The 24,534-nt window shown below is 66.9% G+C and carries 19 protein-coding genes and 1 tRNA gene; 18 read left to right on the forward strand and 2 right to left on the reverse strand.

Translation table 11 applies throughout. From position 1 onward, the window contains the following. Positions 1–450 precede the first annotated feature (450 nt). Positions 451–1,029 (reverse strand): superoxide dismutase, encoded by a 579-nt coding sequence (locus ABIB38_RS12380; protein WP_429204233.1) that lies wholly within the window; start codon positions 1,027–1,029, stop codon positions 451–453. A 104-nt stretch (positions 1,030–1,133) separates the two neighbouring features. After that, complete coding sequence (gene xseA, locus ABIB38_RS12385; RefSeq protein ID WP_429204234.1) at positions 1,134–2,495, reverse strand: exodeoxyribonuclease VII large subunit; 1,362 nt, start codon at positions 2,493–2,495, stop codon at positions 1,134–1,136. 1,064 nt (positions 2,496–3,559) lie between these two features. Between xseA and ABIB38_RS12390 the strand changes: the two genes are divergently transcribed. From ABIB38_RS12390 to ABIB38_RS12475, 18 genes are all read left to right on the forward strand, one after another. Beyond that, the gene (locus ABIB38_RS12390; protein ID WP_429204235.1) at positions 3,560–4,168 is read left to right on the forward strand and encodes a MotA/TolQ/ExbB proton channel family protein; all 609 of its coding nucleotides are present in this window, start codon (positions 3,560–3,562) and stop codon (positions 4,166–4,168) included. Then, on the forward strand, positions 4,168–4,605 hold the full coding sequence (locus ABIB38_RS12395) for an ExbD/TolR family protein (protein ID WP_429204446.1): 438 nt from the start codon (positions 4,168–4,170) through the stop codon (positions 4,603–4,605). Before ABIB38_RS12390 ends, ABIB38_RS12395 begins: the two co-directional genes overlap by 1 nt. A 49-nt stretch (positions 4,606–4,654) precedes the next feature. Next, positions 4,655–5,680 carry a tetraacyldisaccharide 4'-kinase gene (lpxK, locus tag ABIB38_RS12400; protein WP_429204237.1) on the forward strand — a complete coding sequence of 342 codons (1,026 nt, stop codon included), beginning with the start codon at positions 4,655–4,657 and terminating at the stop codon, positions 5,678–5,680. Continuing rightward, on the forward strand, positions 5,661–5,831 hold the full coding sequence (locus tag ABIB38_RS12405) for a Trm112 family protein (RefSeq protein WP_005669111.1): 171 nt from the start codon (positions 5,661–5,663) through the stop codon (positions 5,829–5,831). The genes lpxK and ABIB38_RS12405 overlap by 20 nt, the downstream gene beginning before the upstream one ends. Positions 5,832–5,840: 9 nt before the next feature. After that, entirely contained in the window at positions 5,841–6,605 is a 765-nt protein-coding gene (kdsB, locus tag ABIB38_RS12410; protein ID WP_429204239.1) for a 3-deoxy-manno-octulosonate cytidylyltransferase, read from the forward strand. Between the two features lie 184 nt (positions 6,606–6,789). Next, on the forward strand, positions 6,790–7,446 hold the full coding sequence (gene adk / locus ABIB38_RS12415) for an adenylate kinase (RefSeq protein ID WP_429204241.1): 657 nt from the start codon (positions 6,790–6,792) through the stop codon (positions 7,444–7,446). A 213-nt stretch (positions 7,447–7,659) separates the two neighbouring features. Further along, on the forward strand, positions 7,660–8,178 hold the full coding sequence (locus tag ABIB38_RS12420) for a hypothetical protein (RefSeq protein ID WP_429204243.1): 519 nt from the start codon (positions 7,660–7,662) through the stop codon (positions 8,176–8,178). A 132-nt stretch (positions 8,179–8,310) separates the two neighbouring features. Next, positions 8,311–9,069 (forward strand): 3-hydroxyacyl-CoA dehydrogenase, encoded by a 759-nt coding sequence (locus ABIB38_RS12425; protein WP_429204245.1) that lies wholly within the window; start codon positions 8,311–8,313, stop codon positions 9,067–9,069. 65 nt (positions 9,070–9,134) lie between these two features. After that, positions 9,135–10,991, forward strand: a complete 1,857-nt coding sequence (gene ggt, locus ABIB38_RS12430; protein WP_429204247.1) for a gamma-glutamyltransferase — start codon at positions 9,135–9,137, stop codon at positions 10,989–10,991. A gap of 189 nt (positions 10,992–11,180) precedes the next feature. Beyond that, a complete protein-coding gene (locus ABIB38_RS12435; RefSeq protein WP_429204249.1) occupies positions 11,181–15,524 on the forward strand; it encodes a two-component regulator propeller domain-containing protein in 4,344 nt (1,447 codons plus the stop codon). 83 nt (positions 15,525–15,607) lie between these two features. Next, positions 15,608–16,348 carry a response regulator gene (locus ABIB38_RS12440; RefSeq protein WP_429204251.1) on the forward strand — a complete coding sequence of 247 codons (741 nt, stop codon included), beginning with the start codon at positions 15,608–15,610 and terminating at the stop codon, positions 16,346–16,348. Positions 16,349–16,465: 117 nt separating this feature from the next. Next, a complete protein-coding gene (locus ABIB38_RS12445) occupies positions 16,466–18,094 on the forward strand; it encodes an AMP-binding protein (RefSeq protein ID WP_429204252.1) in 1,629 nt (542 codons plus the stop codon). Between the two features lie 8 nt (positions 18,095–18,102). Beyond that, positions 18,103–18,630, forward strand: coding sequence for a MarR family winged helix-turn-helix transcriptional regulator (locus ABIB38_RS12450; RefSeq protein ID WP_429204254.1), 528 nt, complete (start codon positions 18,103–18,105; stop codon positions 18,628–18,630). A gap of 245 nt (positions 18,631–18,875) precedes the next feature. Further along, positions 18,876–18,950 (forward strand) — tRNA-Arg (locus tag ABIB38_RS12455). Positions 18,951–19,075: 125 nt separating this feature from the next. After that, positions 19,076–21,004, forward strand: coding sequence for an ATP-binding cassette domain-containing protein (locus tag ABIB38_RS12460; RefSeq protein WP_429204256.1), 1,929 nt, complete (start codon positions 19,076–19,078; stop codon positions 21,002–21,004). Between the two features lie 58 nt (positions 21,005–21,062). Next, positions 21,063–21,788 (forward strand): CAAX prenyl protease-related protein, encoded by a 726-nt coding sequence (locus ABIB38_RS12465; RefSeq protein ID WP_429204258.1) that lies wholly within the window; start codon positions 21,063–21,065, stop codon positions 21,786–21,788. Between the two features lie 36 nt (positions 21,789–21,824). Then, a complete protein-coding gene (gene epsL, locus ABIB38_RS12470) occupies positions 21,825–23,048 on the forward strand; it encodes an XrtB/PEP-CTERM-associated polysaccharide biosynthesis outer membrane protein EpsL (protein WP_429204259.1) in 1,224 nt (407 codons plus the stop codon). Between the two features lie 18 nt (positions 23,049–23,066). Further along, positions 23,067–24,449: an undecaprenyl-phosphate glucose phosphotransferase gene (locus ABIB38_RS12475; protein WP_429204260.1), complete on the forward strand. Its 1,383-nt coding sequence runs from the start codon at positions 23,067–23,069 to the stop codon at positions 24,447–24,449. Positions 24,450–24,534: the final 85 nt, after the last annotated feature.

Below are 24,534 nucleotides of genomic sequence, written 5' to 3' on the forward strand. Positions count from 1 at the left end.
GATGCAAAGACGCCCATCCTCGCACTCAAGGAATGGCAACAAAGACGGCCGGAATTATTCGTTAAGCGGGTTTATGAACAGGCGGGACTTGACACTTAGGGGCAAACGAATCGGTTAGTCTGCCAAGCTCCCACAGGTCAGCGGTCGTATTCAAATTGGTGTGGAGCTTGTTGTCGCTGGGGCGTATTCCTGGACGGTCAACCCAGTGCCAACGTCTGTGCCGGGCGCAACGATGTAGCTGCCTTCCGGAACCTACCTGTGTTGCGAAAGCCCTTCAAGGTACGAGATCGCTAAATGAGGGAGCGAAGAATTTCCGCCGCATCGACTGGATGCGGCGGGGTCTCGATATGTTCCGAACTTCTTTATAGTTGGAATCCGTAGCGAGAAGCCGTTGTTCCAATCTTAATTAAATGGTTCCGAACTTAATTACGACGAAACACGGCCCTGGCGTCAGGCGAAATTCTTGTTCACGAATTCCCAGTTGGCGACATTCCAGAACGCGTCCAGGAACTTGGCGCGTGCATTGCGGTAGTCGATGTAGTAGGCGTGTTCCCATACGTCGGCGGTCAGCAGCGGCACGTCGGTGGTGGTCAGCGGGGTGGCGGCGTTCGAGGTGTTGACGATGTCGACGCTGCCGTCGGCCTTTTGCACCAGCCAGGTCCAGCCCGAGCCGAAGTTGCCCAGTGCCGACTTGTTGAACTCTTCCTTGAACTTGTCGAACGAACCCCACTTGGCGTTGATCGCGTCCAGCGCCTTGCCGGTCGGCGCGCCGCCGCCGTTCGGGCTCATGCAGTTCCAGAAGAAGGTGTGGTTCCAGACCTGGGCCGAGTTGTTGAACACGCCGCCGGTCGACTTCTTGATGATCTCTTCCAGGGACAGGTTCTCGAACTCGGTGCCCTTGATCATGTTGTTCAGGTTGGTCACATAGGTCTGGTGGTGCTTGCCGTGGTGGTATTCCAGGGTCTCGGCCGAGATGTGCGGTTGCAGGGCGTCTTTTGCATACGGCAGCGGCGGCAGGGTGTGTTCCATGTGTGCGTTCCTTAGTGGTTGGGAAAGGTTGCTGTTCTTATAGCGTCGCTATTCTAGCCGGTCTGCTGCGCGGTTGCAGACAAGTATCGCCATCCGCTGTGCCGTCACTCCAGCACGGCCTGGACTTGCGCCACGCCCACCTCGGCGCTGCCATTGGCCAGCCGCACCGTCAGCGTGTCGCGCGCGTGGATCTGGGCCGGGTCGCGCACGATCTTCCCCTTGCCGTCGCGCACGATGGCATAGCCGCGCTCCAGCGTGCGCTGCGGGTCGAGCAGGTCGAGCTGGGCGGCCAGGGCGTTGAGCGCCTCGCGCCGCGCCCTGAGCTGGCTGGACAGGCTCGCGTTCAGGTGGCGGCTGTCCGACGCCAGCCGGGCGCGCAAGGAGCGCATGTCGGGGCGGTGACGCGACCAGCGCTGCTGCAGCTGGGCCAGCAGCAGGCCGTGACGATTCACCGGCAGCTTGACCGCGTGCGTCATGGCCGTGGCCAGCGACAGTAACTTGAGGCGCTGGTGGCCGATCTGGGCCGAGGGGCTGAGCAGCCGCCGGCTCAGGTTGTCGAGGCCCTGGCCGGCGTCGTGCAGGCGGCGCTCCATGGCGCGCTGCAGGTCGAGGGCGTCGCCTTCGAGCGAGGCCAGCCAGTCGGCGCGCGGCGTCGCGGCCAGTTCGGCGGCGGCCGTCGGCGTGGCGGCGCGCACGTCGGCGGCGAAGTCGGCGATGGTGACGTCGGTTTCGTGGCCGACGCCCGAGATCACGGGGATCGCGCAGGCGTCGATGGCACGCGCCACGCATTCCTCGTTAAAGCTCCACAAGTCTTCGATCGAGCCGCCGCCGCGGCAGACCAGCAGCACGTCCACCTCGGCGCGGCGCGAGGCCGTCATGATGGCTTCGGCGATCTTGTCGGCCGCGAACTGGCCCTGGACCGGGGCAGGGTAGAGCACGATCCGCACGTGCGGGGCGCGCCGGCGCAGGGCGGTCAGCACGTCGCGCAGGGCAGCCGCCTGCGGGCTGGTGACGATGCCGATGCTGCGCGCGAACAGCGGCAGCGCGCGCTTGCGCTCGGCGTCGAACAGCCCTTGCGCGGCCAGCTTTTCCTTCAGGCGCAGGAAGGCCTCGTAGAGCTGGCCCACGCCGGCGCGGCGGATCGCCTCGACGTTGATCTGGTAGTCGCCGCGCGCGCCGTACAGGGTGACCAGGGCGCGCACCTCGACCTTGTCGCCTTCGCGCGGGGTAAAGCCGGCCAGTTGCGCGCGGCTGCGGAACATCACCGCGCGCACCTGGGCCGCATCGTCCTTGAGGGTGAAATACCAGTGGCCGGAGGCGGCCCGGGTGAAGTTGGAGAGCTCGCCGCCGATCCACACCAGCGGGAACGAGCGCTCCAGCAGGCGCGCCACTTGCTGGTTCAGGGCGGTGACGCTCAGGACGGCGGGGGTGGCGAAGGCGGGATCGGCGTCGTTCGGTGCTTGCATGGCGCTCTGGCGAAAATGGCGAAAGCGAGCATTATCCTCTATCGGCTGGGGCAGATGGTGCGCGGCCCGTGACCGGCAGCGGGAAGGGAAGCGAGGTCAATGTTGCTGTTTTTCAATGCAAACTGTTGAAATCCCTTATGAATCAATCGCTTAGTATCTGACTAATGTCGATTTCGGGCCATTTATCCACAAAAACTGTGGGGAACTCATGTGATCCGTGGGAGCGTGCGTAGCAATTGGGCAGGAGAAGTAGAATTGTTACAAATCAATGACTTAAGTTCGTGACCGGAATCTTGATCACAAAGTTGTCCACAGAATCTGTGCAAACTTTTCGGGTGCGGTGAGGGACCGCAACGTGGTCGATCGGCGCACGATCGCGCCGGAGGGACCGGTTTCTGCGCTGCCTGTTTTTGAGGCAGCCTGAGGTAATTCCAATGAAATCAAGCACTTGACTAGTAAAGTTCGATCTTCCGCACATTCTTATCCACAAAAATTGTGCAGATAGCGAATATTGTATGCACAGGGCCGTCGCAAGCCAAACAATCGGGGCAGGAATGCCCATCCAGGCACGGTTTATTGGCAAAAAATGCCATATGCTAATATTTTGTGCAGCAGCGTTTTATTGATATAAATCAAAGGCTTACTTTCGCGAAGTGCGCATTGCTCACACTTTTGTCCACAAAAAGTGTGCGGAACCTCAAGCAAGCGCAGGCGAAGTACAGCTGAGTTTGGCTGCCTGCGATTTAGGCTTGATCATTTATTTGTATGGAATCAATCACTTAGTCGAGTCCGGCGCCCCTTGCGCACAATTTTGTCCACAGAATTTGTTCGCAACTACACCGTGCAAGTGGACAAGCCATCAAGCCAGAGCCTGCTTGAGCCAAGTCATGAGACTGCCATTTTCTTGCGCAGACGCAGAAAGCCCTTACAAATCAAGGTGCTTGTTCCACCTCGCGGCCATTGCGCACAATTTTATCCACAGAAGATGTGAAGAACTCTACTTGCCGCTTCGCTGCCAACTTGCTACATTGCCGAATTGATTTTTTTCATCTCTGGAGTCTCTCTTGCTCGCCATTTTCCAAGCCGCAGGCTGGCCCATCTGGTTCCTGCTGGTCGCGTCGATCGTCGCCGTCGCCCTCATCGTCGAACGCCTGATCACCCTGCGCCGCGAGAAGATCCTGCCCCGCAACCTGCTCGATGAAGTCATCCGCGTCTATCGCAGCGGCAAGGTGACGCCCGAGGTGGTCGACAAGCTGGAACAGAATTCGCCGCTGGGCGCGGTGCTGGCCGCGGCGCTGCGCAACGTCGACGCCCCGCGCGACGTGATGAAGGAATCGATCGAGGAAACCGGCCGCGGCGTGGCCCAGGGCCTGGAACGCTTCCTCACCACGCTCGGCACCATCGCCTCGCTGGCGCCGCTGATGGGCCTGTTCGGCACGGTGGTCGGCATGATCGAGATCTTCGGCGCCGCGACCCCGACCGGCGGCAATAACCCGGCCCAGCTGGCGCACGGCATCTCGGTGGCGCTGTACAACACCGGCTTCGGCATCGCGATCGCCATGCCGGCCCTGGTGTTCTACCGCCACTTCCGCAACCTGGTCGACACCTATGTCGTCGACATGGAACTGCAGGCGGTGAAACTGGTCGACGTCGTCCACGGTGCCCGCAAATGATGGACTTTCGCCGCGGCCGCAGGCGCGAGGAACCGGAGATCAACCTGATCCCGTTCATCGACGTGCTGCTGGTGATCCTGATCTTCCTGATGGTCTCGACCACCTACAGCAAGTTCACCGAGCTGCAGATCACGCTGCCGACGGCCGAGGCCGAGAAGCAGGCGGAAAAACCGTTCGAGATCAACGTGACGGTCGACGCCAAGGGCAACTACACGATCAACAATACGCCGGTGACCTTCCACAGCGTGGCCGGCCTGGCCCAGGACATGCAGAACGCCGCGCGCAGGCCCGACGGCCAGGTGGTGGCCAGCCCGGTGGTGATCGTCAATGCCGACCAGTTCGCCATGCACCAGATGGTGATCAATGTGCTGGAAGCGGCGCGCGTGGCCGGCTACGACAAGCTGACCTTCGCGGCCCAGACCGGCGCCGCCAAATAATCCCGGGGCGCGCCGCGCGCGCCGCGCCGGCTGTTCATTTTCTTCCCGCATGGCTTCCCGACTCGAATCGACCCTGACCCGCGCCTGGCTTCGGCGCGGGGTCCTCGCCTGGCTGCTGCTGCCGCCGGCGCTGCTGTTTCGCCTGCTCGCCGGCCTGCGCCGGCTGCTGTTTCGCGCCGGCCTGAAGCGCGCGGAGCGCCTGCCGGTGCCGGTGATCGTGGTCGGCAATATCTTTATCGGCGGCACCGGCAAGACGCCGCTGACGATCTGGCTGGCCGAGAGCCTGCGCACGGCGGGCTTTCGCCCCGGCGTGATCTCGCGCGGACACGGCGGCCACGAAGGCGCGCCGCTCGAAGTCACCCCGCAGTCCGATCCGCGCGCCGTAGGCGACGAGCCGCTGTTGATCGCGGCCCGCGCCGGGTGCCCGGTCGTGGTCGGCCGCCGCCGCGTGGCAGCGGGCAAGGCCTTGCTGCAGGCGCATCCCGCGGTCGACGTGCTGATCGCCGACGACGGCCTGCAGCACTACGCGCTGGCGCGCGACGTCGAGATCGTCCTGTTCGACGGCCGCGGCGTCGGCAACGGCTGGCTGCTGCCGGCCGGCCCCTTGCGCGAGCCGCCGTCGCGCCGGCGCGACTTCACGGTCGTCAACGCGCCCGAGATCACCCCGAGCCTGGCGCAGGCGGTCGGCGGCCAGCCGTGGCGCATGCACCTGGCGGGCGAGCATGCCGAGCCGCTGCAGGGCGGCGCACGGCTGCCGCTGGCGCGCCTGGCCGGCAAGCGCATCGTGGCCGCCGCCGGCATCGGCAATCCCGGGCGCTTCTTCGCCATGCTGCGCGCGGCCGGGCTGACGGTCGGCGAGCTGCCTTTGCCCGACCATCACGACTTCCTCGACGACCCGTTTGCCGGGGTCGATGCCGATGTCATCCTGATCACCGAGAAGGATGCAGTAAAATGTCGGCAAATTGATCATCTGAAGAACGATCCACGGCTGTGGGTCGTGCCGGTCACGGCGCAGCTCGACGCGCGCCTGGCCGAACAAATCGTGGAGAAATGTCGTGGACGCTCGCTTGCTTGATATCCTGGTCTGCCCGTTGTGCAAGGGTCCGCTTGAACTCGACAAAAAGGCGCAGGAACTGACTTGCCGCGCCGACCGCCTGGCCTATCCGATCCGCGACGGCATCCCGATCATGTGGGCCGACCAGGCGCGCAAGATCGAACCGGCCTGACGCTGCCCGATGAGCTTTACCGTCATCATCCCGGCGCGCCTGGCGTCGACCCGTCTGCCGAACAAGCCGCTGGCCGACCTGGGTGGTAAACCAATGGTGGTGCGCGTGGCCGAACGCGCGCGTGCATCCGGCGCGGCGCGCATCATCGTCGCCACCGACCATGAAGACATCGCCGGCGCCTGCGCCGCGCATGGCGTCTCCGCAGTGCTCACGCGCGCCGATCACCCGTCCGGCACCGACCGCATCGCCGAAGTGGCGCAGGTGCTGGGCCTGGGCCCGGACGACGTGGTGGTCAACCTGCAGGGCGACGAGCCGCTGATCGATCCGGCGCTGCTCGCGGCTTGCGCCGCCCGCATCGACGCCGACACCCCGATGGCCACCTGCGCGCATCCGATCCTGGACGCCGCCGAGGTCTTCAACCCGAACATCGTCAAGGTGGTGCTCGACAAGCGCGGCCGCGCGCTGTACTTCTCGCGCGCCACCATTCCGTGGCACCGCGACGCCTTCGCGGCCACCCGCGACGCCCTGCCGCTGGACCGGTTCGACGGCCACCCGCCGCTGCGCCACATCGGCCTGTATGCCTACAGTAACGCCTTCCTGCAAGCCTATCCGAGACTGGCGGTCTCGCCGCTCGAAGGCATCGAGGCGCTCGAACAGCTGCGCGTGCTGTGGCACGGCTACCCGATCGCCGTGCATGTCACACAAGACGCGCCACCCGGCGGCGTCGACACGCCGGATGACCTGGCGCGGGTACGCCTGCATTTCCCATTTTGATGTTAACCCCAGGGGAGTGATGGGGCCGTCTGCGCAGGATCAATAATCCTGTTCGCAGCGCCCCAAAACTGGCTTGAAAGCCAACTTCTGTGGTAACTTCCGTGTCAAGAAGGCTTGGCAGCATCAAACATAATTTATACAATCCCCAGCAATTTTCATTATTTTCTAGAATCTCAGGAAACTCATGCGTCTCATTCTGTTAGGAGCACCCGGTGCCGGTAAGGGCACCCAGGCAAACTTCATCAAGGAAAAGTTCAACATTCCGCAAATCTCGACCGGCGACATGCTGCGCGCCGCGATCAAGGAAGGAACCGAACTGGGCCTGGCTGCCAAGAAGGTCATGGATGCCGGCCAACTGGTGTCGGACGACATCATCATCGGTCTCGTCAAGGAGCGCCTGAAGCAGTCGGACTGCGCCAACGGCTATCTGTTCGACGGCTTCCCGCGCACCATCGCCCAGGCCGAGGCGATGAAGGACAGCGGCGTGAACATCGACTACGTGCTCGAGATCGATGTGCCTGACGAACTGATCCTCGAACGCATGACCGGGCGCCGCTCGCACCCGGCCTCGGGCCGCGTGTACCACGTCAAGTTCAACCCGCCCAAGGTCGACGAAGTCGACGACGTCACCGGCGAGCCGCTGATCCAGCGCGACGACGACAAGGCCGAGACCGTGTCCAAGCGGCTGGAAGTCTTTCACAACCAGACCGAAGTGCTGCTGGGCTACTACGGCAAGTGGGCCGAATCGGGCCTGCCGGGTGCGCCGAAATACCGCAAGATCTCGGGCGTCGGCCCGGTCGAGCAGGTGCGCGACGCCGCGTTCGCGGCGCTGTCCGAGTAAGCGCCGCCCCCGCGAGGCAGGTCGCAGTCCCCGTCGTGACTGCCGCTGGCAGTGACGACTTCTCGCGTGACATCAGTGCTGCCAGTGGCAGCACTGATGCGTTTACGGTATTGGTCATCATGATTATGTGAGAAATTGTTTCTCGTGCGCCGTACGAAGGTTGACAAGACGATAATGGGTCATCGATCAAGTCAATCCGGAGAGAGGTGCACCATGAACACGTCGAAAACCATTCTTGCCGTCCTGCTCGCCGTCAGCGCCATCGGCGCCGGCGCCCAGACCACCGGCGTCGCCCAGGGCCAGCCGGCCACCGGCGCGACCTATCGTCCGACGCTCGACGGCCAACAGACCTCGACGCCGGCCCCGACGATCGACATGCGTCCCATGACCCAGGAAGAAAAGGCCACCGGGCGCCAGGAACCGTCGCGCCTGAAGGACATCGACCCGGCCATCCACCCGGCGCCGCAGAACGTGCGTCCGCAGCCGACCCCGACCCCGACGCCGCGTGTCGGCGGGGCGGTGCTGCCGAGCGCATCCGTCACCCCATCGGCGCCCACGGTCGCGCCATCGACCGCCCCGGCCGGCCCGACCGCGAGCCCGGTCAGCGCCTGCACCGGCGCCACCTGCACCGACGCCAGCGGCGCCACCACGTCCGGCCAGGTCGGCAACGCCAGCGTCAACAGCGCCGGCCGCCTGTGCAACCGTACCGGAAATACGATGCAGTGCTTCTGAAAGCCTGCGCGGCGCCATGGCGTTTCCCCTTGAAAGTTCGCTACAATGCAGGTTTACGTTTACGTTAACGTAAGCGCAGGCATGAGACATGCGGCAACGTGCGGCAACCAGAACTTTTATAAGGGACACACCATGCAGATCCAGAACAACGTCTTCATCGTCACCGGCGGGGCCTCGGGCCTGGGCGCGGCCAGCGCGCGCATGCTGGCCGACAGCGGCGCCAAAGTCGTGATCGCCGACCTCCAGGAGGACGCCGGCCGCGCGCTGGCGCAGGAACTCGGCGGCCAGTTCGTCAAGTGCGACGTCACCCAGGAGGCGGACGGCAAGGCGGTGGTCGAGGCGGCGGTGGCGCTGGGCACCCTGCGCGGCCTGGTCAACTGCGCCGGCGTGGCGCCGGCCGCCAAGACCGTCGGCAAGGACGGTCCGCATCCGCTCGACCTGTTCCAGCGCACCGTCAACATCAACCTGGTCGGCACCTTCAATATGGCGCGCCTGGCGGCCGACGCCATGGCCAGGACCGAAGAAGCCGAATACGGAGAGCGCGGCGTCATCATCAATACCGCTTCGGTCGCGGCCTACGACGGCCAGATGGGGCAGGCGGCCTACGGCGCGTCGAAGGCGGCCGTGGCCGGCCTGACCCTGCCGATGGCGCGCGACCTGGCGCGCAGCGGCATCCGCGTGATGACCATCGCACCGGGTATCTTCGAGACCCCGATGCTGATGAACATGCCGCAGGAAGTGCGCGATTCGCTGGGCAAGATGGTGCCGTTCCCGCCGCGCCTGGGCCAGCCGAAAGAGTATGCCCACCTGGCCAAGGCCATCATCGAGAACGTGATGCTCAATGGCGAAACGATCCGCCTCGACGGCGCGATCCGCATGCAGCCGAAGTAGTCTCTCATCGCTCGGTAATAGCTCAGGCATTGTCCTGGAAGCAAGCTCGCGCGACATGAGGTAGCATGTCTGCGATCTCGGGCGCGTTGCCGCTGTCGTGCGACGGCGCGCCCGTCTGCTTTTGGGAGAATCGATTGAAACAGTTCAACACGCTTGCCCGCGCATTGGTACCTGCGCTGGCCCTGGCCGGCGCTTTTTACCTGCCTGCCGCCGCCCAGGATTCGCTGCAGGCCGCGCCCGAGGCGGCCACCGGCTATGCCGAAAAACCCGGCTGGCCGGCCCGGAAATACATGGTGGCCGCGGCCAACCCGCTGGCGGTGGAAGCCGGCTACCAGATCCTGCGCCGCGGCGGCAGCGCGATCGACGCGGCGATCGCCACCCAGCTGGTGCTGACCCTGGTCGAACCGCAATCGTCGGGCATCGGCGGCGGCGCCTTCATGGTCCACTACGACGGCAGGCAGACCCAGGCCTTCGACGGCCGCGAGACCGCGCCCGCCAGGGCCGACGAACACCTGTTCGAGCGTCCGGACGGCACGCCGCTGTCGCGCACCGAGGGCGTGGTCGGCGGCCGCTCGGTCGGCGCCCCGGGCGTGCTGCGCATGCTCGAACTGGCCCACCGCCAGCACGGCAAGCTGCCCTGGAAGACGCTGTTCGAGCCGGCGATCCGGCTGTCGGAGCAGGGCTTCGCGGTCAGCCCGCGCATGCACAAGATGCTGGCCGGCGAGACCCACCTGCGCAAGGACCCGGTGGCCGCCGCCTACTTCTACGACCAGAGTGGCCAGGCGTGGCCGGTCGGCCATGTGCTCAAGAACCCGGCGCTGGCCAGGACGCTGCGCGCGATCGCCGAGGGCGGCGCCGACGCGTTCTATACCGGCCGCATCGCGCGCGCCATCGCGGACAAGGTCGCGCGGCATCCGACCAATCCGGGCCTGCTCACGGCGCAGGACATCGCCGACTACCGGCCCAAGGTGCGCACGCCGGTCTGCAGCGATTACCGGCAATATACGGTGTGCGGCATGCCGCCGCCGTCGTCGGGCGGGATCGCAGTGGCCCAGATGCTGGGCATGTTCGAGACCTTCGACATGAAGGCGCTGGCCCCAAAGGACGGCGTGCCCGGGGCCGAAGCCGTGCACGTGTTCTCGGAAGTGGGCCGCCTGGCCTACGCCGACCGCAACCGCTACGCGGCCGACACCGATTTCGTGCCGCTGCCGGGGCGCGGCATCCCGAGCCTGATCGACAAGGGCTACCTGAAGCAGCGCGCCGCCCTGATCGGCGAGCGTTCGATGGGCGAGGCCAGGGCCGGCACCCCACCGGGCATGGAAGTCGCGTGGGGCACGGACAATGCGATCGAGACGCCGTCGACCTCGCACCTGTCGGTGGTCGACGCCGACGGCCGCGGCCTGGCGATGACGACCACCATCGAGGACGCCTTCGGTTCGCGCCAGATGGTCGACGGCTTCATGCTCAACAACCAGCTGACCGATTTTTCGTTCAGCGCGCGTGACGCCGACGGGCCGGTGGCGAACCGGGTCGAGGCCAATAAGCGGCCGCGCAGCGCCATGTCGCCGACCATCGTGTTCGAAAAGGACAGCGGCAAGCTGGTGCTCACCGTCGGCTCGCCGGGCGGCCCGGCCATCATCAACTACGTGGCCAAGGTGCTGGTCGGCACGCTCGACTGGGGCCTGGACGTGCAGCAGGCGATCGCGCTGCCCAATTTCGGCAGCCGCAACGGTCCCACCGAGCTGGAGCGCGGGCGCTTCCCGCAGGCCACGCAAGACCTGCTGCGCGCGCGTGGTCACGCGATCCGGGTCAGCGAGCTGACCTCGGGCCTGCACGGCATCGAGCGGATCCGGGTGCACGGGGTGCCGATCTGGTTCGGTGGCGCCGATCCGCGCCGCGAGGGAGTCGCCAAGGGCGACTGACGCGCGGCCGCCGGGTGGGGGCAAGGAAGCGACAATTGGCGAGAATTTGTTGCGATTCCCGCCCCATATTTGCCTCAAGTCAAGCAGAGTTTGCTAACCTGTCGCCGTGGACAGCAAACAGAAAACCGGATCGATCCAGATGAGAGCGGGAACGCGCGGCGCCGCCGCGCGCGCCGGCTTTCACGCCGCATGACCATGCCGCGCCGGTGCCTGCCTGTCTTGCTGTCGCTCGTCTTGCTGTCGTTCCTGCTGGCGGCCTCGGCGCCGCTGCGCGCGGCGGCGCCCGAACCGACCCTGCGCTTCGAGCACCTGTCGGTGCAGCAGGGCCTGGGCCAGGAATCGGTGCTGTCCATCATCCAGGACCGCGACGGCTTCATGTGGTTCGGCACCCAGTCCGGCCTGTCGCGCTACGACGGCTACCGCTTCGTGCACCACCGCAGCGAGATCGGCGACCCGCGCAGCCTGGCGAGCAACTGGGTGCGGGTGCTGCACCTGGACCGCCACGGCCGCCTGTGGCTGGGTACCGACGGCGGGCTGAACCGCTACGATCCGGTCACCCGCAGCTTCACCCTGCATGCGCCGCACGAGCCCACCCGGCGCGGCACCGGCAACCGCCAGATCAAGGCATTGACCGGCGACGGCGGCGACGGGCTGTGGATCGGCACCGCCGACGGCCTGCAGCACTTCGATCCCGACACCGGCAAGTTCACGGTCTGGCACCACGTGCCGAACGACGAGCGCACCCTGCGCGACGACGGCATCCAGGCGCTGGCGCTCGACGCCGACGGGCGGCTGTGGATCGGCACTGCGGCGGGCCTGGACAGCCTCGCCCCCGACCGCCGGACGATCGAGCACCATCCTTCGCAACCCGGCCTGCCGCCGGGCCCGCATTCGCGGCCGGTGCACGCGCTGCTGGTCGACGCCGGGCAGCGGCTCTGGATCGGGCGCGACGGCGGGCTGGAACGGCGCGAACTGCGCGGGCCCGGCGCCGGCAAGCTGCGCCGCTTCGGGCCCGCCGACGGCGTCGGGGACGCCTGGATCACCGCGCTGTACCAGGATCCCGACGGCACGGTGTGGGCCGGCACCCATGACGACGGCCTGCTGCGCTGGCGCGCGGCGGACGAGCGCTTCGAGGCCTTTCGCAACGTCGTCACCGACCGCCACAGCCTGGTCGACAACCACGTCTCGGCCCTGTACCGCGACCGGACCGGCACCTTCTGGGCCGGCACCTGGTATGGCGGCGTCTCGCGCGTCGACCTGGGCAGCGGCGGCTTCGCGCGCATCAATGCGCGACCGGGCGTGGCCGGCGCGGCGGGCGATTCGCTGGCGGACAACAAGGTGCGCGCGCTGCTTGAGGATGGGGAGCGGCTGTGGGTCGGCTCGGCCACCGCCTTGCACCGCCTCGATCCGCGCACCGGCAAGGCCGAGGTGTTCCGGCACCGCAAGGACGACCCGAACAGCCTGATCGACGTGCCGGCGTCCGCCATCGTGCGCGACGGCGCCGGCCTGCTGTGGATCGGCAGCCGCGCCGGCGTCACCTCGTTCGATCCCCGCACGCGCCGGTTCCGGCGCCAGGTCCTGCCGGGCGACGCCGACGCCAACAACGTGCGCTCGATGCTGCTCGACCGCGCCGGCATGGTCTGGATCGCGACCCACGGCGGCATGCACCGGCTCGACCCAGGCACGCGCGCGGTGACCAGCTACCGCCACGATCCGTCGAAGTTCACCAGCCTGTCGGACGACATCGCGCGGCCGATGCTGGAAGACCGGCATGGCCGCTTCTGGGTCGGCACCTTCGCCGGCCTCGACCTGCTGGATCGCGCCAGCGGCAGGTTCCGGCATTTCAGGCACGATCCCTACGACCCGAACAGCATCAGCCACGACGAGGTGCACCACCTGATGGAAGACAGCCGCGGCGACATCTGGATCGGCACCGCGGTGGGACTGAACCGCATGGTCACCGGGCGCGACGGCGCGCTCAGCTTCACCCGCTACACCACGCGCGACGGCCTGGTCGACGATTCGGTGGCGGCGATCGTGGAAGACCAGGACGGGCGCATCTGGGCCAGCACGGCGAGCGGCCTCTCGCGCTTCGACCCGGCCAGCGGGCGCTGGCGCAGCTACACGGCGGCCGACGGCATCACCGAGGGGGCCTTCTTCGACGCCGCGGTGGCGCGGACCAGGGACGGGACCCTGTACTTCGGCGGCTTCAACGGCATCACCGCGTTCGACCCGCGCGCGATCCGCGACAACCGCATCGCGCCGCGGCCCGTGATCACCGGCCTGCAGGTCTTCAACCGGCCGCTCGAGCAAGCCTTCCCCGGCCTGCTGGCCGGACCGATCGAGACCGCCAGCGCCGTGACCCTGCCGGCCGACGCCGCCGTGATCACCCTCGAATTCGCGGCGCTGCACTTCGCCGCGCCCGAGCGCAACAAGTTTGCCTACCGGCTGGACGGCTTCGACAAGGGCTGGATGAGCGCCGACGCCGACCAGCGCTTCGCCACCTACGCCAACCTCGACCCCGGAACCTACGTGTTCCGGGTGCGCGCGGCCAACAAGGATGACGTCTGGAGCGAGGACGTGGCGGCGCTGGCGCTGACCATCGAGCCGCCGCCCTGGGGTACGCCGTGGGCCCGGATCGCCATGATCCTGCTGGTGTGCAGCGGCGCCTACGTGGGCCTGCGCATGCGCCTGTCCAGCCTGCGCCGCCACAAGGACCGGCTGGAGCACCAGGTGAGCGCGCGCACCGAGCAGGTGGAGCAGCAGAACCGCATGCTCGAGCTGCAGACCCAGGAACTGCGCGAGCAGGAGCGGCGCGGACGCCACCAGAGCAACGAACTGGCGCGCGCCTACCGCGCGCTGCAGGAGAACGAGGAAGTCCTGCGCCAGGCCAAGGAGCGCGCCGAGGACGCGACGCGCCAGAAGTCCGAGTTCCTGGCCAATATGAGCCACGAGATGCGCACCCCGCTGGCCGGCGTGATCGGCATGCTCGGGTTCGCGCTGCGCGACGCGGCGCTCAGGGACAACACGCGCGAACAGATCCTGCGCGGCCAGGCCAACGCCGAAGCGCTGCTGGCGATCATCAACGACCTGCTCGACTTTTCGAAGATCGAGGCCGGCAAGCTGACGGTCGAGCGCATCGACTTCGACCTGCACGAGAAGATGCGCAGCGTGGCCAGCCTGTTCCAGGAGCAGGCCGCGGGCTACAGCCTGGACTTCTCGGTCCGGGTCGACGACGACGTGCCGCGTTTCCTGGTGGGCGACCCGACCCGCGTGCGCCAGGTGCTGGTGAACCTGATCGGCAACGCCTTCAAGTTCACCAGGTCGGGCAGCGTGACGGTGCAGGTCGAATGCCGGCCGGGCGACCAGGACCGCCCGCCGGGCATGCACATGATCCGCTTCACGGTGCGCGACACCGGCGTCGGCATCCCGGCCGATGCGCTGCCGCGCCTGTTCCAGAAGTTCGAGCAGGCCGACTCCACCACCACGCGCCGCTATGGCGGCACTGGCCTCGGCCTGGCGATCTGCCGCCAGCTGGTGGAGCTGATGGGTGGCACCATCGGCGTCAACAGCCAGGAAGGCAAGGGCAGCGTGTTCAGCGTGCTGCTGCCGCTGCCGGACGGCGCCCCGCCGGTGCAGGTGGAGCATGCGCCGCGCGCGCCGCACAGCCACCGCCTCAGGATCCTGTGCGCCGAGGACTTCCCGACCAACCAGATCATCGCGCGGCTGATGGTCGAGGAGATGGGCCACGCGATCGACATCGTCGACAATGGCCTGGAAGCGGTGGCCGCCTGCGCGCGCAAGCGCTACGACCTGATCCTGATGGACGGCCGCATGCCCGAGATGGATGGCGCCAGCGCCACCCGCCTGATCCGCGCCGGCGGCCCGCCGGATGCGCCGGTAGCCGATCCGCACCTGATGATCGTGGCGCTCACCGCCAACGCCACCGACGAGGACCGCACGCGCTACCTGGCCTGCGGGATGGATGCTTTCCTGACCAAGCCGATCGACCAGGCGGCGCTGCACGTCCAGCTGGCGCGCGCGATCGAACGCCAGCTGCAGCGCGGCGTGCCGCTCGAGCCGGCGCCGGCGCAAGGCGCGTCCGACAGCCGCGCGCAGGCGATGGCGGCGCTGGACGCGATGTTCGAGGTGACCTTCGACGAGCCGGCGGCGGCGCGCCAGCGGGAGCCGGCAGCGGCGCCTGCGCAAGCGGCGCCTGCGCAAGCGGCGGCGGCGCTTGCGTCACCGGCGGCCGCGCTTGACGACGCGTTGGCGGTGCGCCTGCGCGCCGCCTTCCGCGCCGACCTGCCGCGCCGCCGCCGCGAGCTGGCGGCCGCGGTCGCGTCGGACGACCTGGACGCGGCCGGCCGCATCCTGCACGGCCTGCGCGGCAGCGCCGGCCACCTGGCCGAGCCGGCGCTCGAGGCGCTGTGCAAGGCGCTGGAAGCGGCGGCCGACGCCGGCGACCACGCGCGCCTGCGCGCCGGCCTGCCGCAACTGCACGCGCTGCTCGACGCCTTCGCGTCGCGCTGATCCCGCAGGCAATCTTGCATTTTTGCAACCGAGCGACCGCACCTGCCTATAATGCAGGTATTGACCGATCTGGCGGAGAGCGAATGAAGGTGCTGGTAGTGGACGACGACATCGTGGCGCGCATGATGCTGATGCATCTGGTCGACAGCTGCGGCAACCACGCGATCCTGGAAGCGGAGGACGGCGCCGACGCCTGGCGCCAGCTGCAAGCCGGCCTGCGGCCCGACATCGTGTTCTGCGACCTGCGCATGCCGCACCTGTCCGGCCTCGAGCTGCTGCAGCGGGTGCGCGCCGGCGCGGACACGGCCGCGCTGCCCTTCGTGCTGGTGTCGGCCGCGGCCGACGCCGCGACGCTGGACGAGGCGGCGGCGCTGGGCGCCAGCGGCTACATCGTCAAGCCGTTCCGCCACGAAGACGTGCGCGGGCAGTTCGAGCGCCTGTTTCCGGCGGCCGCCGGCGCCGGAGCTCGGGACGACGCGCCGGACGATGCGCCGGACGAAGAACCAGACGAAGCGCCGGACGAAGCGCCATTCGACGTGGCGCGCCGGCTCGGCATCGATCAGGCGCGCCTGCGCCTCTACCTGGACGGCCTGGCGCGCCAGCTGCAGGTGGCCATGCACGAGCCCCCGGCCGGCGACGAAGGATCGGCGGCGCGCCTGAACCGCCTGCACGAAGGCTGCAAGACGCTTGGCCTGTACGGCGCCGCCGCGGCGCTGGCCAGGGTGGCGGTCGCCGGTTCCCCGGCGCCGCAGGACGTGGCGGCGGCGCTGGCGACGGCCAGCGCGGCGGTCGCGCGCCAGGCCGGTCGCGCCGCCCATGGCTGAGCGCAAGAGGCGCTGGCAAATCCGCTTGCCGATGGTTTGCTTTAGATTTAAAGTATTCCCGGATTGTCGCCCGAGCGCTTTTTGCCGTCGCCTCGTCTTACCCATCCGGGACCATTCATGAACGACGCCACCATCGCAACGCTGTTCCCGTCCGGCCACTCGGACGGTTTCGCCCGCGCCAACCTGCCGCCGGCGCACGCCTGGCCCGACTTCCTGTTCGACCTGCCCGAACTGCATTACCCGCCGCGCCTGAACTGCGTCGCCGACCTGCTCGACGGCGCCGTCAAGCGCGGCTGGGGCGGGCGCACGGCGCTGATCGGCGCGCGCGAGCGGCTCACCTATGCCGCGCTGCTGGATCGGGTCGACCGCATCGCGCACGTGCTGCGCCACGACCTGGGCCTGGCCAGCGGCAACCGGGTGCTGGTGCGCGGCGCCAACTGCCCGATGATGGCGGCCTGCATCCTGGCCGTGATCAAGGCCGGCTGCATCGCGGTGCCCACCATGCCGCTGCTGCGCGCGCGCGAACTCGGCGCCATCGCCGACAAGGCGCGCGTGAACGCGGTGCTGTGCGCCGGCGCCCTGGTGGACGAGGTCGACGCGCTGGGCCTGGCCGTGCCGGTGCTGGTGTATGACGCCCCCGTGCCGGATGCCCTCGAAGAACGCATGGCGCGCCATGGCGAGCCGTTCGCCGCCGCCGACACGGCGCAGGACGACGTCTGCCTGATCGGCTTCACTTCCGGCACCACCGGCGTGCCGAAAGGAACCATGCACTTCCATCGCGACCTGCTGGCGATCTGCGACTGCTTCCCGCGCCACGTCCTGGGTTCGCAGGCCGACGACGTCTTCGTCGGCACGCCGCCGCTGGCCTTCACTTTCGGCCTGGGCGGCCTGCTGCTGTTCCCGTTGCGGGTGGGCGCCGCCGGGGTGCTGATCGAGCGCCTGAGTCCCGAAAGCCTGCTGGCGACGGTCGCCGAACACCGCGCCACCGTGTGCTTCACGGCGCCGACCTTCTATCGCCAGATGGCGGCGCAGGCTGGCCGTTTCGACTTGTCCAGCCTGCGCGCCAGCGTGTCGGCCGGCGAAGCGCTGCCGGTGGCCACGCGCGAGGCCTGGCGGGCGGCGACCGGGCTGGCCATGATCGACGGCATCGGCGCGACCGAGATGTTGCACATCTTTATCGCGAGCGCGGGCGACGACGTCCGGCCAGGGGCCACCGGCAAACCGGTGCCGGGCTACCAGGCCTGCATCCTCGACGCCCAGGGCAGGCAGCTGGGGCCGGGCGTGATCGGCCGGCTGGCGGTGAAGGGGCCGACCGGCTGCCGCTACCTGGCCGACGAGCGCCAGCGCCATTACGTGCAGGATGGCTGGAACCTGACCGGCGACGCCTACGAGATGGATGCGGACGGCTATTTTCATTACCGCTCGCGCCTTGACGACATGATCATCTCGGCCGGCTACAACATCGCCGGCGCCGAGGTCGAAGAAGCGCTGCTGCACCATCCGGCGGTGGCCGAATGCGCCGTGGTGGGACGCCGCGACCCCGAACGCGGGCAGGTCGTGGAAGCCCATGTCGTGTTACGAGGCAGTCACGTGGGAACCGAGGAACTGGCCCATGAGCTGCAAGAATTCGTGAAGGGCCAGATCGCGCCGTATAAATACCCGCGAGCAATTCTGTTTAAGGAACAACTGCCGCGCACCGAAACCGGTAAACTGCAGCGGTTTAAATTACGCACGGATGCGGTTTGAGGGTTGAGATGGATGACGACAGGCACGTACGGGCTGCCGACGCCGACAGGGGAGGGGCGTCCGACCTGGACCTGGAAAGCCGCCTGACGGACGCGCACCACCAGTCGCTGCGACTGTGGCTGCGCATGCTGTCGTGCACGACGCGGATCGAGAACGAGATCCGCAGCCGCCTGCGCACCACGTTCGGGATCACCTTGCCGCGCTTCGACCTGATGGCGCAGCTCGAGCGCCATCCGGAAGGCCTGCGCATGGGCGAGCTGTCCCGCCGCATGATGGTTACCGGGGGCAATATCACCGGGATCACCGACCAGCTGGAGCGCGAACAACTGGTGGTGCGGGTGCAGGATGCGCGCGACCGGCGCGCGTCGGCGGTCAAGCTGACCGCAGCGGGCAGGGAGACGTTCGCCGCGATGGCGGCGGTGCACGAGCGCTGGATCGAGGAGATGCTGGCGGATGTGTCGGGCGAGGACAAGGCCAGCATGATCGCCTTGTTGTCGACCATGAAGCGGCGGCTGCGAGTGGAGGACGGTGAATAAGAGCCTATCCCGGTAGGTGGGAGTCGCCCCTGCCGCGCCTGGCGGGCGTGCGCGGCGTTGATCGTCGCGCAGTGGCAAACCCGTGGCTCGCCATGCGGCCTCCTCGCGCCTTGCTCACGCCCGCCATGCATCAGCATGCGCTTCCCCCCACCTACCGGGATAGGCTCTATGTGCCGCCGGGCGCCTGACTGTTGCATTGCCGAACTGACAGACCATGGCAACCGCTGGTACAATGCGCCTCGCGTGTCGCCATCGTACAATGGATAGTACAAGCCCCTCCTAAGGGTTAGATGCAGGTTCGATTCCTGCTGGCGATACCATTCTCCCCTCCAGCAGTTTCCCCAGAATATGTGAGAATTGGCGTCGGGCGCGCGCCCAGTCGGTACAATGTGCGCCTTACTCAATCAACTCATGCTTTTGCCCGGCACCGGGCCTCAGACCGAACATGGCAGTCATCTCCCTCACTTCCGCGCAACTGGCCTTCGGCCACGTCCCGCTGCTCGACCACGCCGACTTTTCGCTCGAATCCGGCGAGCGCGTCGGTCTCATCGGCCGTAACGGCACCGGCAAATCCTCGCTCCTGAAGATCATCTCGGGCCGCTCGAAACTCGACGACGGCCTCCTGGTCATGCAGCAGGGCGTGAGCATCGCCTACGTGGAACAGGAACCGGTGTTCGACCCGCAGATGACCGTGTTCGACGTGGTCGCGCTCGGCATGGGCGACCAGCAGGCGATGCTGACCGAATATGAAGAACTGACCGGCAAGTTCGGCCAGGGCGACGACGATGCGCTGATGGAGCGCATGCATGTGCTGCAGACCAGGCTGGACGCCACCGACGGCTGGAACCTGGCGAACAAGGTCGAGACGACGCTGGGCCGCCTGAGCCTGGCGGGCGAAGCGAAGATGGGCACTTTGTCCGGCGGTATGCAAAAGCGGGTGGCGCTGGCCGTGGCCCTGGTGTCGGCGCCGGACGTGCTGCTGCTCGACGAACCGACCAACCACCTGGACTTTACCTCGATCAAGTGGCTGGAGAGCTTGCTGCGCGAGTTCCGCGGCTCGGTCCTGTTCATCACCCACGACCGCAGCTTCCTGGACAATGTCGCCACCCGCATCATCGAACTCGACCGCGGCAAGCTGCTCTCGTTCCCGGGCAACTTCTCGACGTACCAGGAACGCAAGCGCGAACTGCTGGCCAACGAGGAAGTCGAGAACGCCAAGTTCGATAAATTCCTGGCGCAAGAAGAAGTCTGGATCCGCAAGGGCGTGCAGGCGCGCCGCACCCGCGACGAAGGCCGCGTGCGCCGCCTGGAAGCGCTGCGCCTGCAGCGCACCGCGCGCCGCGACCAGCAGGGCCAGATCAAGCTCGACGTCGCCACCGGCGAGCGCTCGGGCAAGATCGTCGCCGACCTGGAAGGCGTGTCGAAGCGCTACGGCGACAAGGTCATCGTCGACGATTTCACCGGCACCATCATGCGCGGCGACAAGGTCGGCCTGATCGGACCGAACGGCGCCGGCAAGACGACCCTGCTCAAGATCATCCTGGGCGAGGAAGCGGCCGACAGCGGCGCCGTGCGCCTGGGCACCAAATTGAACGTGGCCTATTTCGACCAGATGCGCACCCAGCTCAACGAAGAGGCGAGCCTGGCCGAGACCATCGCGCCCGGCAGCGACTGGGTCGAGATCAATGGCCAGCGCAAGCATGTGATGACCTACCTGAACGACTTCCTGTTCTCGCCGGAGCGGGCGCGTTCGCCGGTCAAGTCGCTGTCGGGCGGCGAGCGCAACCGCCTGCTGCTGGCACGCCTGTTCGCCAAGCCGGCCAACTGCCTGGTGCTGGACGAACCGACCAACGACCTCGACATCGACACCCTCGAATTGCTGGAAGAATTGCTGGAGGAATACACCGGCACCGTCTTCCTCGTCAGTCACGACCGCACGTTCCTGGACAATGTCGTGACCCAGGTCATCGTGGCCGAGGGCGGCGGCAAGTGGCGCGAATTTGTCGGCGGCTATACCGACTGGGAGCGCGTCAAGGCGACGGCCCCGGCGCTGCAGGCGGCTGCGCCGGCATCTGCATCGAACGCGGCCAAGGCCGGCGCCGCCAGGGTGGAAGAAGCGCCGGCCCAGGGCGCGGGCAAGAAGGTCAAGCTGAGCTACAAGGAACAGCGCGAGCTCGAAGAACTGCCCCAGCTGATCGCTTCGCTCGAAGACGAGCAGTCCGCGATCACGCAGCAATTGAACGCGCCTGACTTCTACAAGACGAATCCGGCCGACGCCAAGCGCATCAATGCGCGGTTTGCCGAGATCGACGACCTGCTGCTCGACGCGCTCGACCGCTGGGAACGCATCGAGGCGCGCGCCAGAGGCGAGTGAGCAGACCCAAGCAGACGTCAACAGACCTTCAATGAGGCAATGACGGGACGCGGCATCGATGACCGAACACGATGATTCACCTGCCGTCCCGCCACCGGCCGCACGCGCGGCCGAAAAACCCTTCCTCGAGCGCGCCGCCTGGGTGCGGATCCTGCCTTTCGGCACCTATATTTTCTTCATCGTCCTGGGCGACGTGCTCGAGCGGATCGGTGTCGGCCGCGCCGAGCTGCGCTGGCTATATCCGGTCCAGGTCGGCGCCGTGCTCGCGCTCCTGGCCGTGTTCTGGCGCAGCTATGACGAGCTGCACCGCTTTGCGCTGGCGCCGAGGCAGGTGCTGGCCGCCGGCGCCGCGGGCATCGTGGTGCTGGTCTTGTGGGTCCATCTCGACGCCCCCTGGATGACGATCGGCAGCGCGCCCGGCTACGACCCGCGCACCCATGGCCAGATCGACTGGCTGCTGGTGACGATCCGCATCGCCGGCGCCGCCCTGGTCGTCCCCGTGATGGAAGAATTATTCTGGCGCTCTTTCTTGATGCGCTGGGTCGAGCGATCCGATTTCATGTCGCTTGATCCGGCGCGAATCGGCTTCAGGGCTTTCGTGATTCCATGCCTGTTGTTCGGATTCGAACACCATCTTTGGCTGGCCGGCGTCATGGCCGGCGTCGCCTATGGCTTGCTGTATATGCGGCACCGCAAGCTGTGGTCGCCGATACTGGCTCACGCTGTCACCAATGGATTGCTGGGAGTCTGGGTGGTGCATACCGGAGGCTGGCAGTTCTGGTAATTCCATCGGCGCAGCATCTACCGGGAAATGTAGAACATGCCTTTCAACCCTGTATCGCATCGGCTTCGGACCGTGGCGGCCCTGGCGACGGTGTTGTGTTCTTTCCCGGCAGTGTCCGCGCCGAACGATGGGCAACAAGAAGACGGCCTGCGGCTGCTAGGCGGCATCGGTTGGGCCTACGATGACAATCTGTTGCGGGTGGCCGACGACGAGCAACCGTTCGACGGCCGGCGCAGCGATTCCTACCGCACGCTCGATGCCGGCGTCGTGCTCGACAAGACCGTCAGCCGCCAGCGCATCACGGCCACCGCCAAGGTGTCGAAGGTCAAGTTCGACCACTTCGACCAGCTCGACTACGATGGACGCGACCTGCAGGCGAGCTGGCTGTGGCAGGCCGGCAAGCAGTTCGAGGGCCGTGTCGAAGCGCTGTACATCAAGACGCTGGCGCCGTACACCGACTTCGACAGCGACGAGCGCAACCTGCGCCGGCAGCGGCGCCAGTTGCTCGATGCCGGCTGGAAGCTGCACCCGAGCTGGAAGCTGCGCGTCGGCGCCGCGCGCGACAAGTACACCTACGAGCTGGTGGCCCAGCGCTACAACGACCGCACCGAAAAAGCCTATGAGGTCGAACTCCAGTACCGGCCGAAAAGCGGCAGCACGGTCGGCCTCGTCGCGCGTCGCCTGGAGGGCACCTATCCGTACCGGCGGCCTTACAACGACAGCGTCCTCACCGACGATTTCACCCAGGACGAACTCAAGGCCCGGGTCGAGTGGCTGGCGGGCGGATCGACCACGCTGCAGGCGCTGGTCGGCTATGCGCGGCGCGACCAGCCGTCGTACGGCGAAGGCAGCACCGGCGGCGTCAATGGCCGTGTCACCTGGCTGTATGAGCCGCGAGGCAAGATCAGCTACGGCGCGTCGCTGTGGCGCGAGTTCGCGCCGATCGAAAGCACGCGGGTCAGCACGACCCTGAACAAGGGGGCGAGCCTGCAAGCCACCTGGCGCGCGACCGACCGCATCAGGGTGGACGCCCGCGCCGCCTACGAAAAACGCGATTACACGGCGCGCTCTGCGTTTGCCGGCCTGGAAGACCTGAACGACGCGATCCGCAGCGCCACCGTGCGGGCGTCATGGCAGGTCCGCCGAAAGGTGCAAGTGATAGCCGGCTACGCCTACGAGTCGCGCACGGGCTCGCAGGCGCTCGGCACCGGCAAGTTCGACGCCAATATGGTGCAGCTGAGCGCCAATGTGCTGTTCTGATGATGGACGTGGCGGCGCATGACGGTCAACGACATTCCCATCATCTCTTTCTTCCAGCGTGTGCTCGATCCGCTGATCGTGATGGGCAGCCTGTACCTGGCGACCCTGGTCTTTGGCGAACCGTTCTCCGGCTATTGCCTGGTGCTGATGATCCTGGCCTTCCTGATCTCGTCGGCCGTCTACCAGCAAATCGATCCCTACCGCACCTGGCGCAGCGGCCGCATGCTGGCCTATGCGCGCGACACGGTGTTCGGCTGGTGCCTGACGCTCGCCGTGCTGTACTTCGTCGGCTCGGCCAGCGGCATGAAGGTCTACTACGACGAGCGGGTGTTGCTGGCCTGGGCGGTGGCGACGCCGTTGACGATCCTGGCCAGCCACATCGCGGTGCGCTTTGCCACCACGGGCCGCAGGCATGCCGGGGAACTGCGCTCGATCGTGGTGGTCGGCGCCAACGCTGCCGGCATCAGGTTCGCCGGCGTATGCGAGCGCCATCCGAACCTGTTCATGCAGGTGCAGGGCTTTTTCGACGACCGTACCGACGGGCGCAAGCCGCCTGGCCTGCGCTATCCGATGCTGGGCAAGATGGCCGACGTCGCCGCCTACGTGCGGCGCAAGAACATCAAGATGATCTTCATCAGCCAGCCGGTCTCGGCCCAGCCGCGCATTCGCCAGCTGGTCGACGAATTGAAGGACACCACCGCCTCGGTGTATTTCTTGCCCGACGTATACGTGTTCGACCTGATGCAGGCGCGTTTCGATACCGTGGGCGGCATGCCGGTGATCGCGATCAGCGAAACGCCGTTCATGGGCTTCAACAGCGTGCTCAAGCGCGGCACCGACGTCGTGGTCAGCGTGCTGGCCCTGCTGCTGCTGGGACCGCTGATGCTGCTGATCGCGCTCGCCGTGAAGCTCGACTCGCCCGGACCCGTGCTGTTCAAGCAGCGCCGCTACGGCCTGTATGGCGAAGAGATCCATATCTATAAATTCCGCTCCATGACGGTGCTGGATGACGGGCCGACCATCGTCCAGGCCAGGCCCGGCGATTGCCGCATCACACGGCTCGGCCACTTCCTGCGCCGCACTTCTCTCGACGAATTGCCTCAATTTATCAATGCACTGCAAGGACGCATGAGCGTGGTCGGACCGCGTCCGCATGCGGTCGCGCACAACGAGGAATACCGCAAGCTCATCAAGGGTTACATGCTGCGCCACAAGGTCAAGCCGGGCATTACCGGCTGGGCCCAGGTGAACGGTTTGCGCGGCGAGACGGCCACCCTCGACAAGATGGAGGCGCGGATCCAGTACGACCTCGATTACTTGCGCAACTGGTCGCTGTGGCTCGATCTGTGGATCATCCTCAAGACCGTCAAGGTCGTTCTCACGCGCCAGAACGCGCATTAGCCGCGCATCGCGCGCCAATCCCTGTGCGAGAAAAGTGAACCGTTGGGCTTCGCGCGCATCGAATGGCAGGGTGGCGGCGATTCCA

Source organism: Massilia sp. UYP11, assembly GCF_050434805.1.
Taxonomy (GTDB): Bacteria; Pseudomonadota; Gammaproteobacteria; order Burkholderiales; family Burkholderiaceae_D; genus Telluria.

Coding starts and splice junctions, on each gene's coding strand:
- ABIB38_RS12380 (WP_429204233.1), bottom strand. CDS start 1,029: ATGGAACACACCCTGCCGCCGCTGCCGTATGCAAAAGACGCCCTGCAA.
- kdsB (WP_429204239.1), top strand. CDS start 5,841: ATGAGCTTTACCGTCATCATCCCGGCGCGCCTGGCGTCGACCCGTCTG.
- ABIB38_RS12435 (WP_429204249.1), top strand. CDS start 11,181: ATGACCATGCCGCGCCGGTGCCTGCCTGTCTTGCTGTCGCTCGTCTTG.
- lpxK (WP_429204237.1), top strand. CDS start 4,655: ATGGCTTCCCGACTCGAATCGACCCTGACCCGCGCCTGGCTTCGGCGC.
- ABIB38_RS12465 (WP_429204258.1), top strand. CDS start 21,063: ATGACCGAACACGATGATTCACCTGCCGTCCCGCCACCGGCCGCACGC.
- xseA (WP_429204234.1), bottom strand. CDS start 2,495: ATGCAAGCACCGAACGACGCCGATCCCGCCTTCGCCACCCCCGCCGTC.
- ABIB38_RS12445 (WP_429204252.1), top strand. CDS start 16,466: ATGAACGACGCCACCATCGCAACGCTGTTCCCGTCCGGCCACTCGGAC.
- epsL (WP_429204259.1), top strand. CDS start 21,825: ATGCCTTTCAACCCTGTATCGCATCGGCTTCGGACCGTGGCGGCCCTG.
- ABIB38_RS12450 (WP_429204254.1), top strand. CDS start 18,103: ATGGATGACGACAGGCACGTACGGGCTGCCGACGCCGACAGGGGAGGG.
- ggt (WP_429204247.1), top strand. CDS start 9,135: ATGTCTGCGATCTCGGGCGCGTTGCCGCTGTCGTGCGACGGCGCGCCC.
- ABIB38_RS12420 (WP_429204243.1), top strand. CDS start 7,660: ATGAACACGTCGAAAACCATTCTTGCCGTCCTGCTCGCCGTCAGCGCC.
- ABIB38_RS12395 (WP_429204446.1), top strand. CDS start 4,168: ATGGACTTTCGCCGCGGCCGCAGGCGCGAGGAACCGGAGATCAACCTG.
- ABIB38_RS12425 (WP_429204245.1), top strand. CDS start 8,311: ATGCAGATCCAGAACAACGTCTTCATCGTCACCGGCGGGGCCTCGGGC.
- ABIB38_RS12475 (WP_429204260.1), top strand. CDS start 23,067: ATGACGGTCAACGACATTCCCATCATCTCTTTCTTCCAGCGTGTGCTC.
- ABIB38_RS12460 (WP_429204256.1), top strand. CDS start 19,076: ATGGCAGTCATCTCCCTCACTTCCGCGCAACTGGCCTTCGGCCACGTC.
- adk (WP_429204241.1), top strand. CDS start 6,790: ATGCGTCTCATTCTGTTAGGAGCACCCGGTGCCGGTAAGGGCACCCAG.
- ABIB38_RS12440 (WP_429204251.1), top strand. CDS start 15,608: ATGAAGGTGCTGGTAGTGGACGACGACATCGTGGCGCGCATGATGCTG.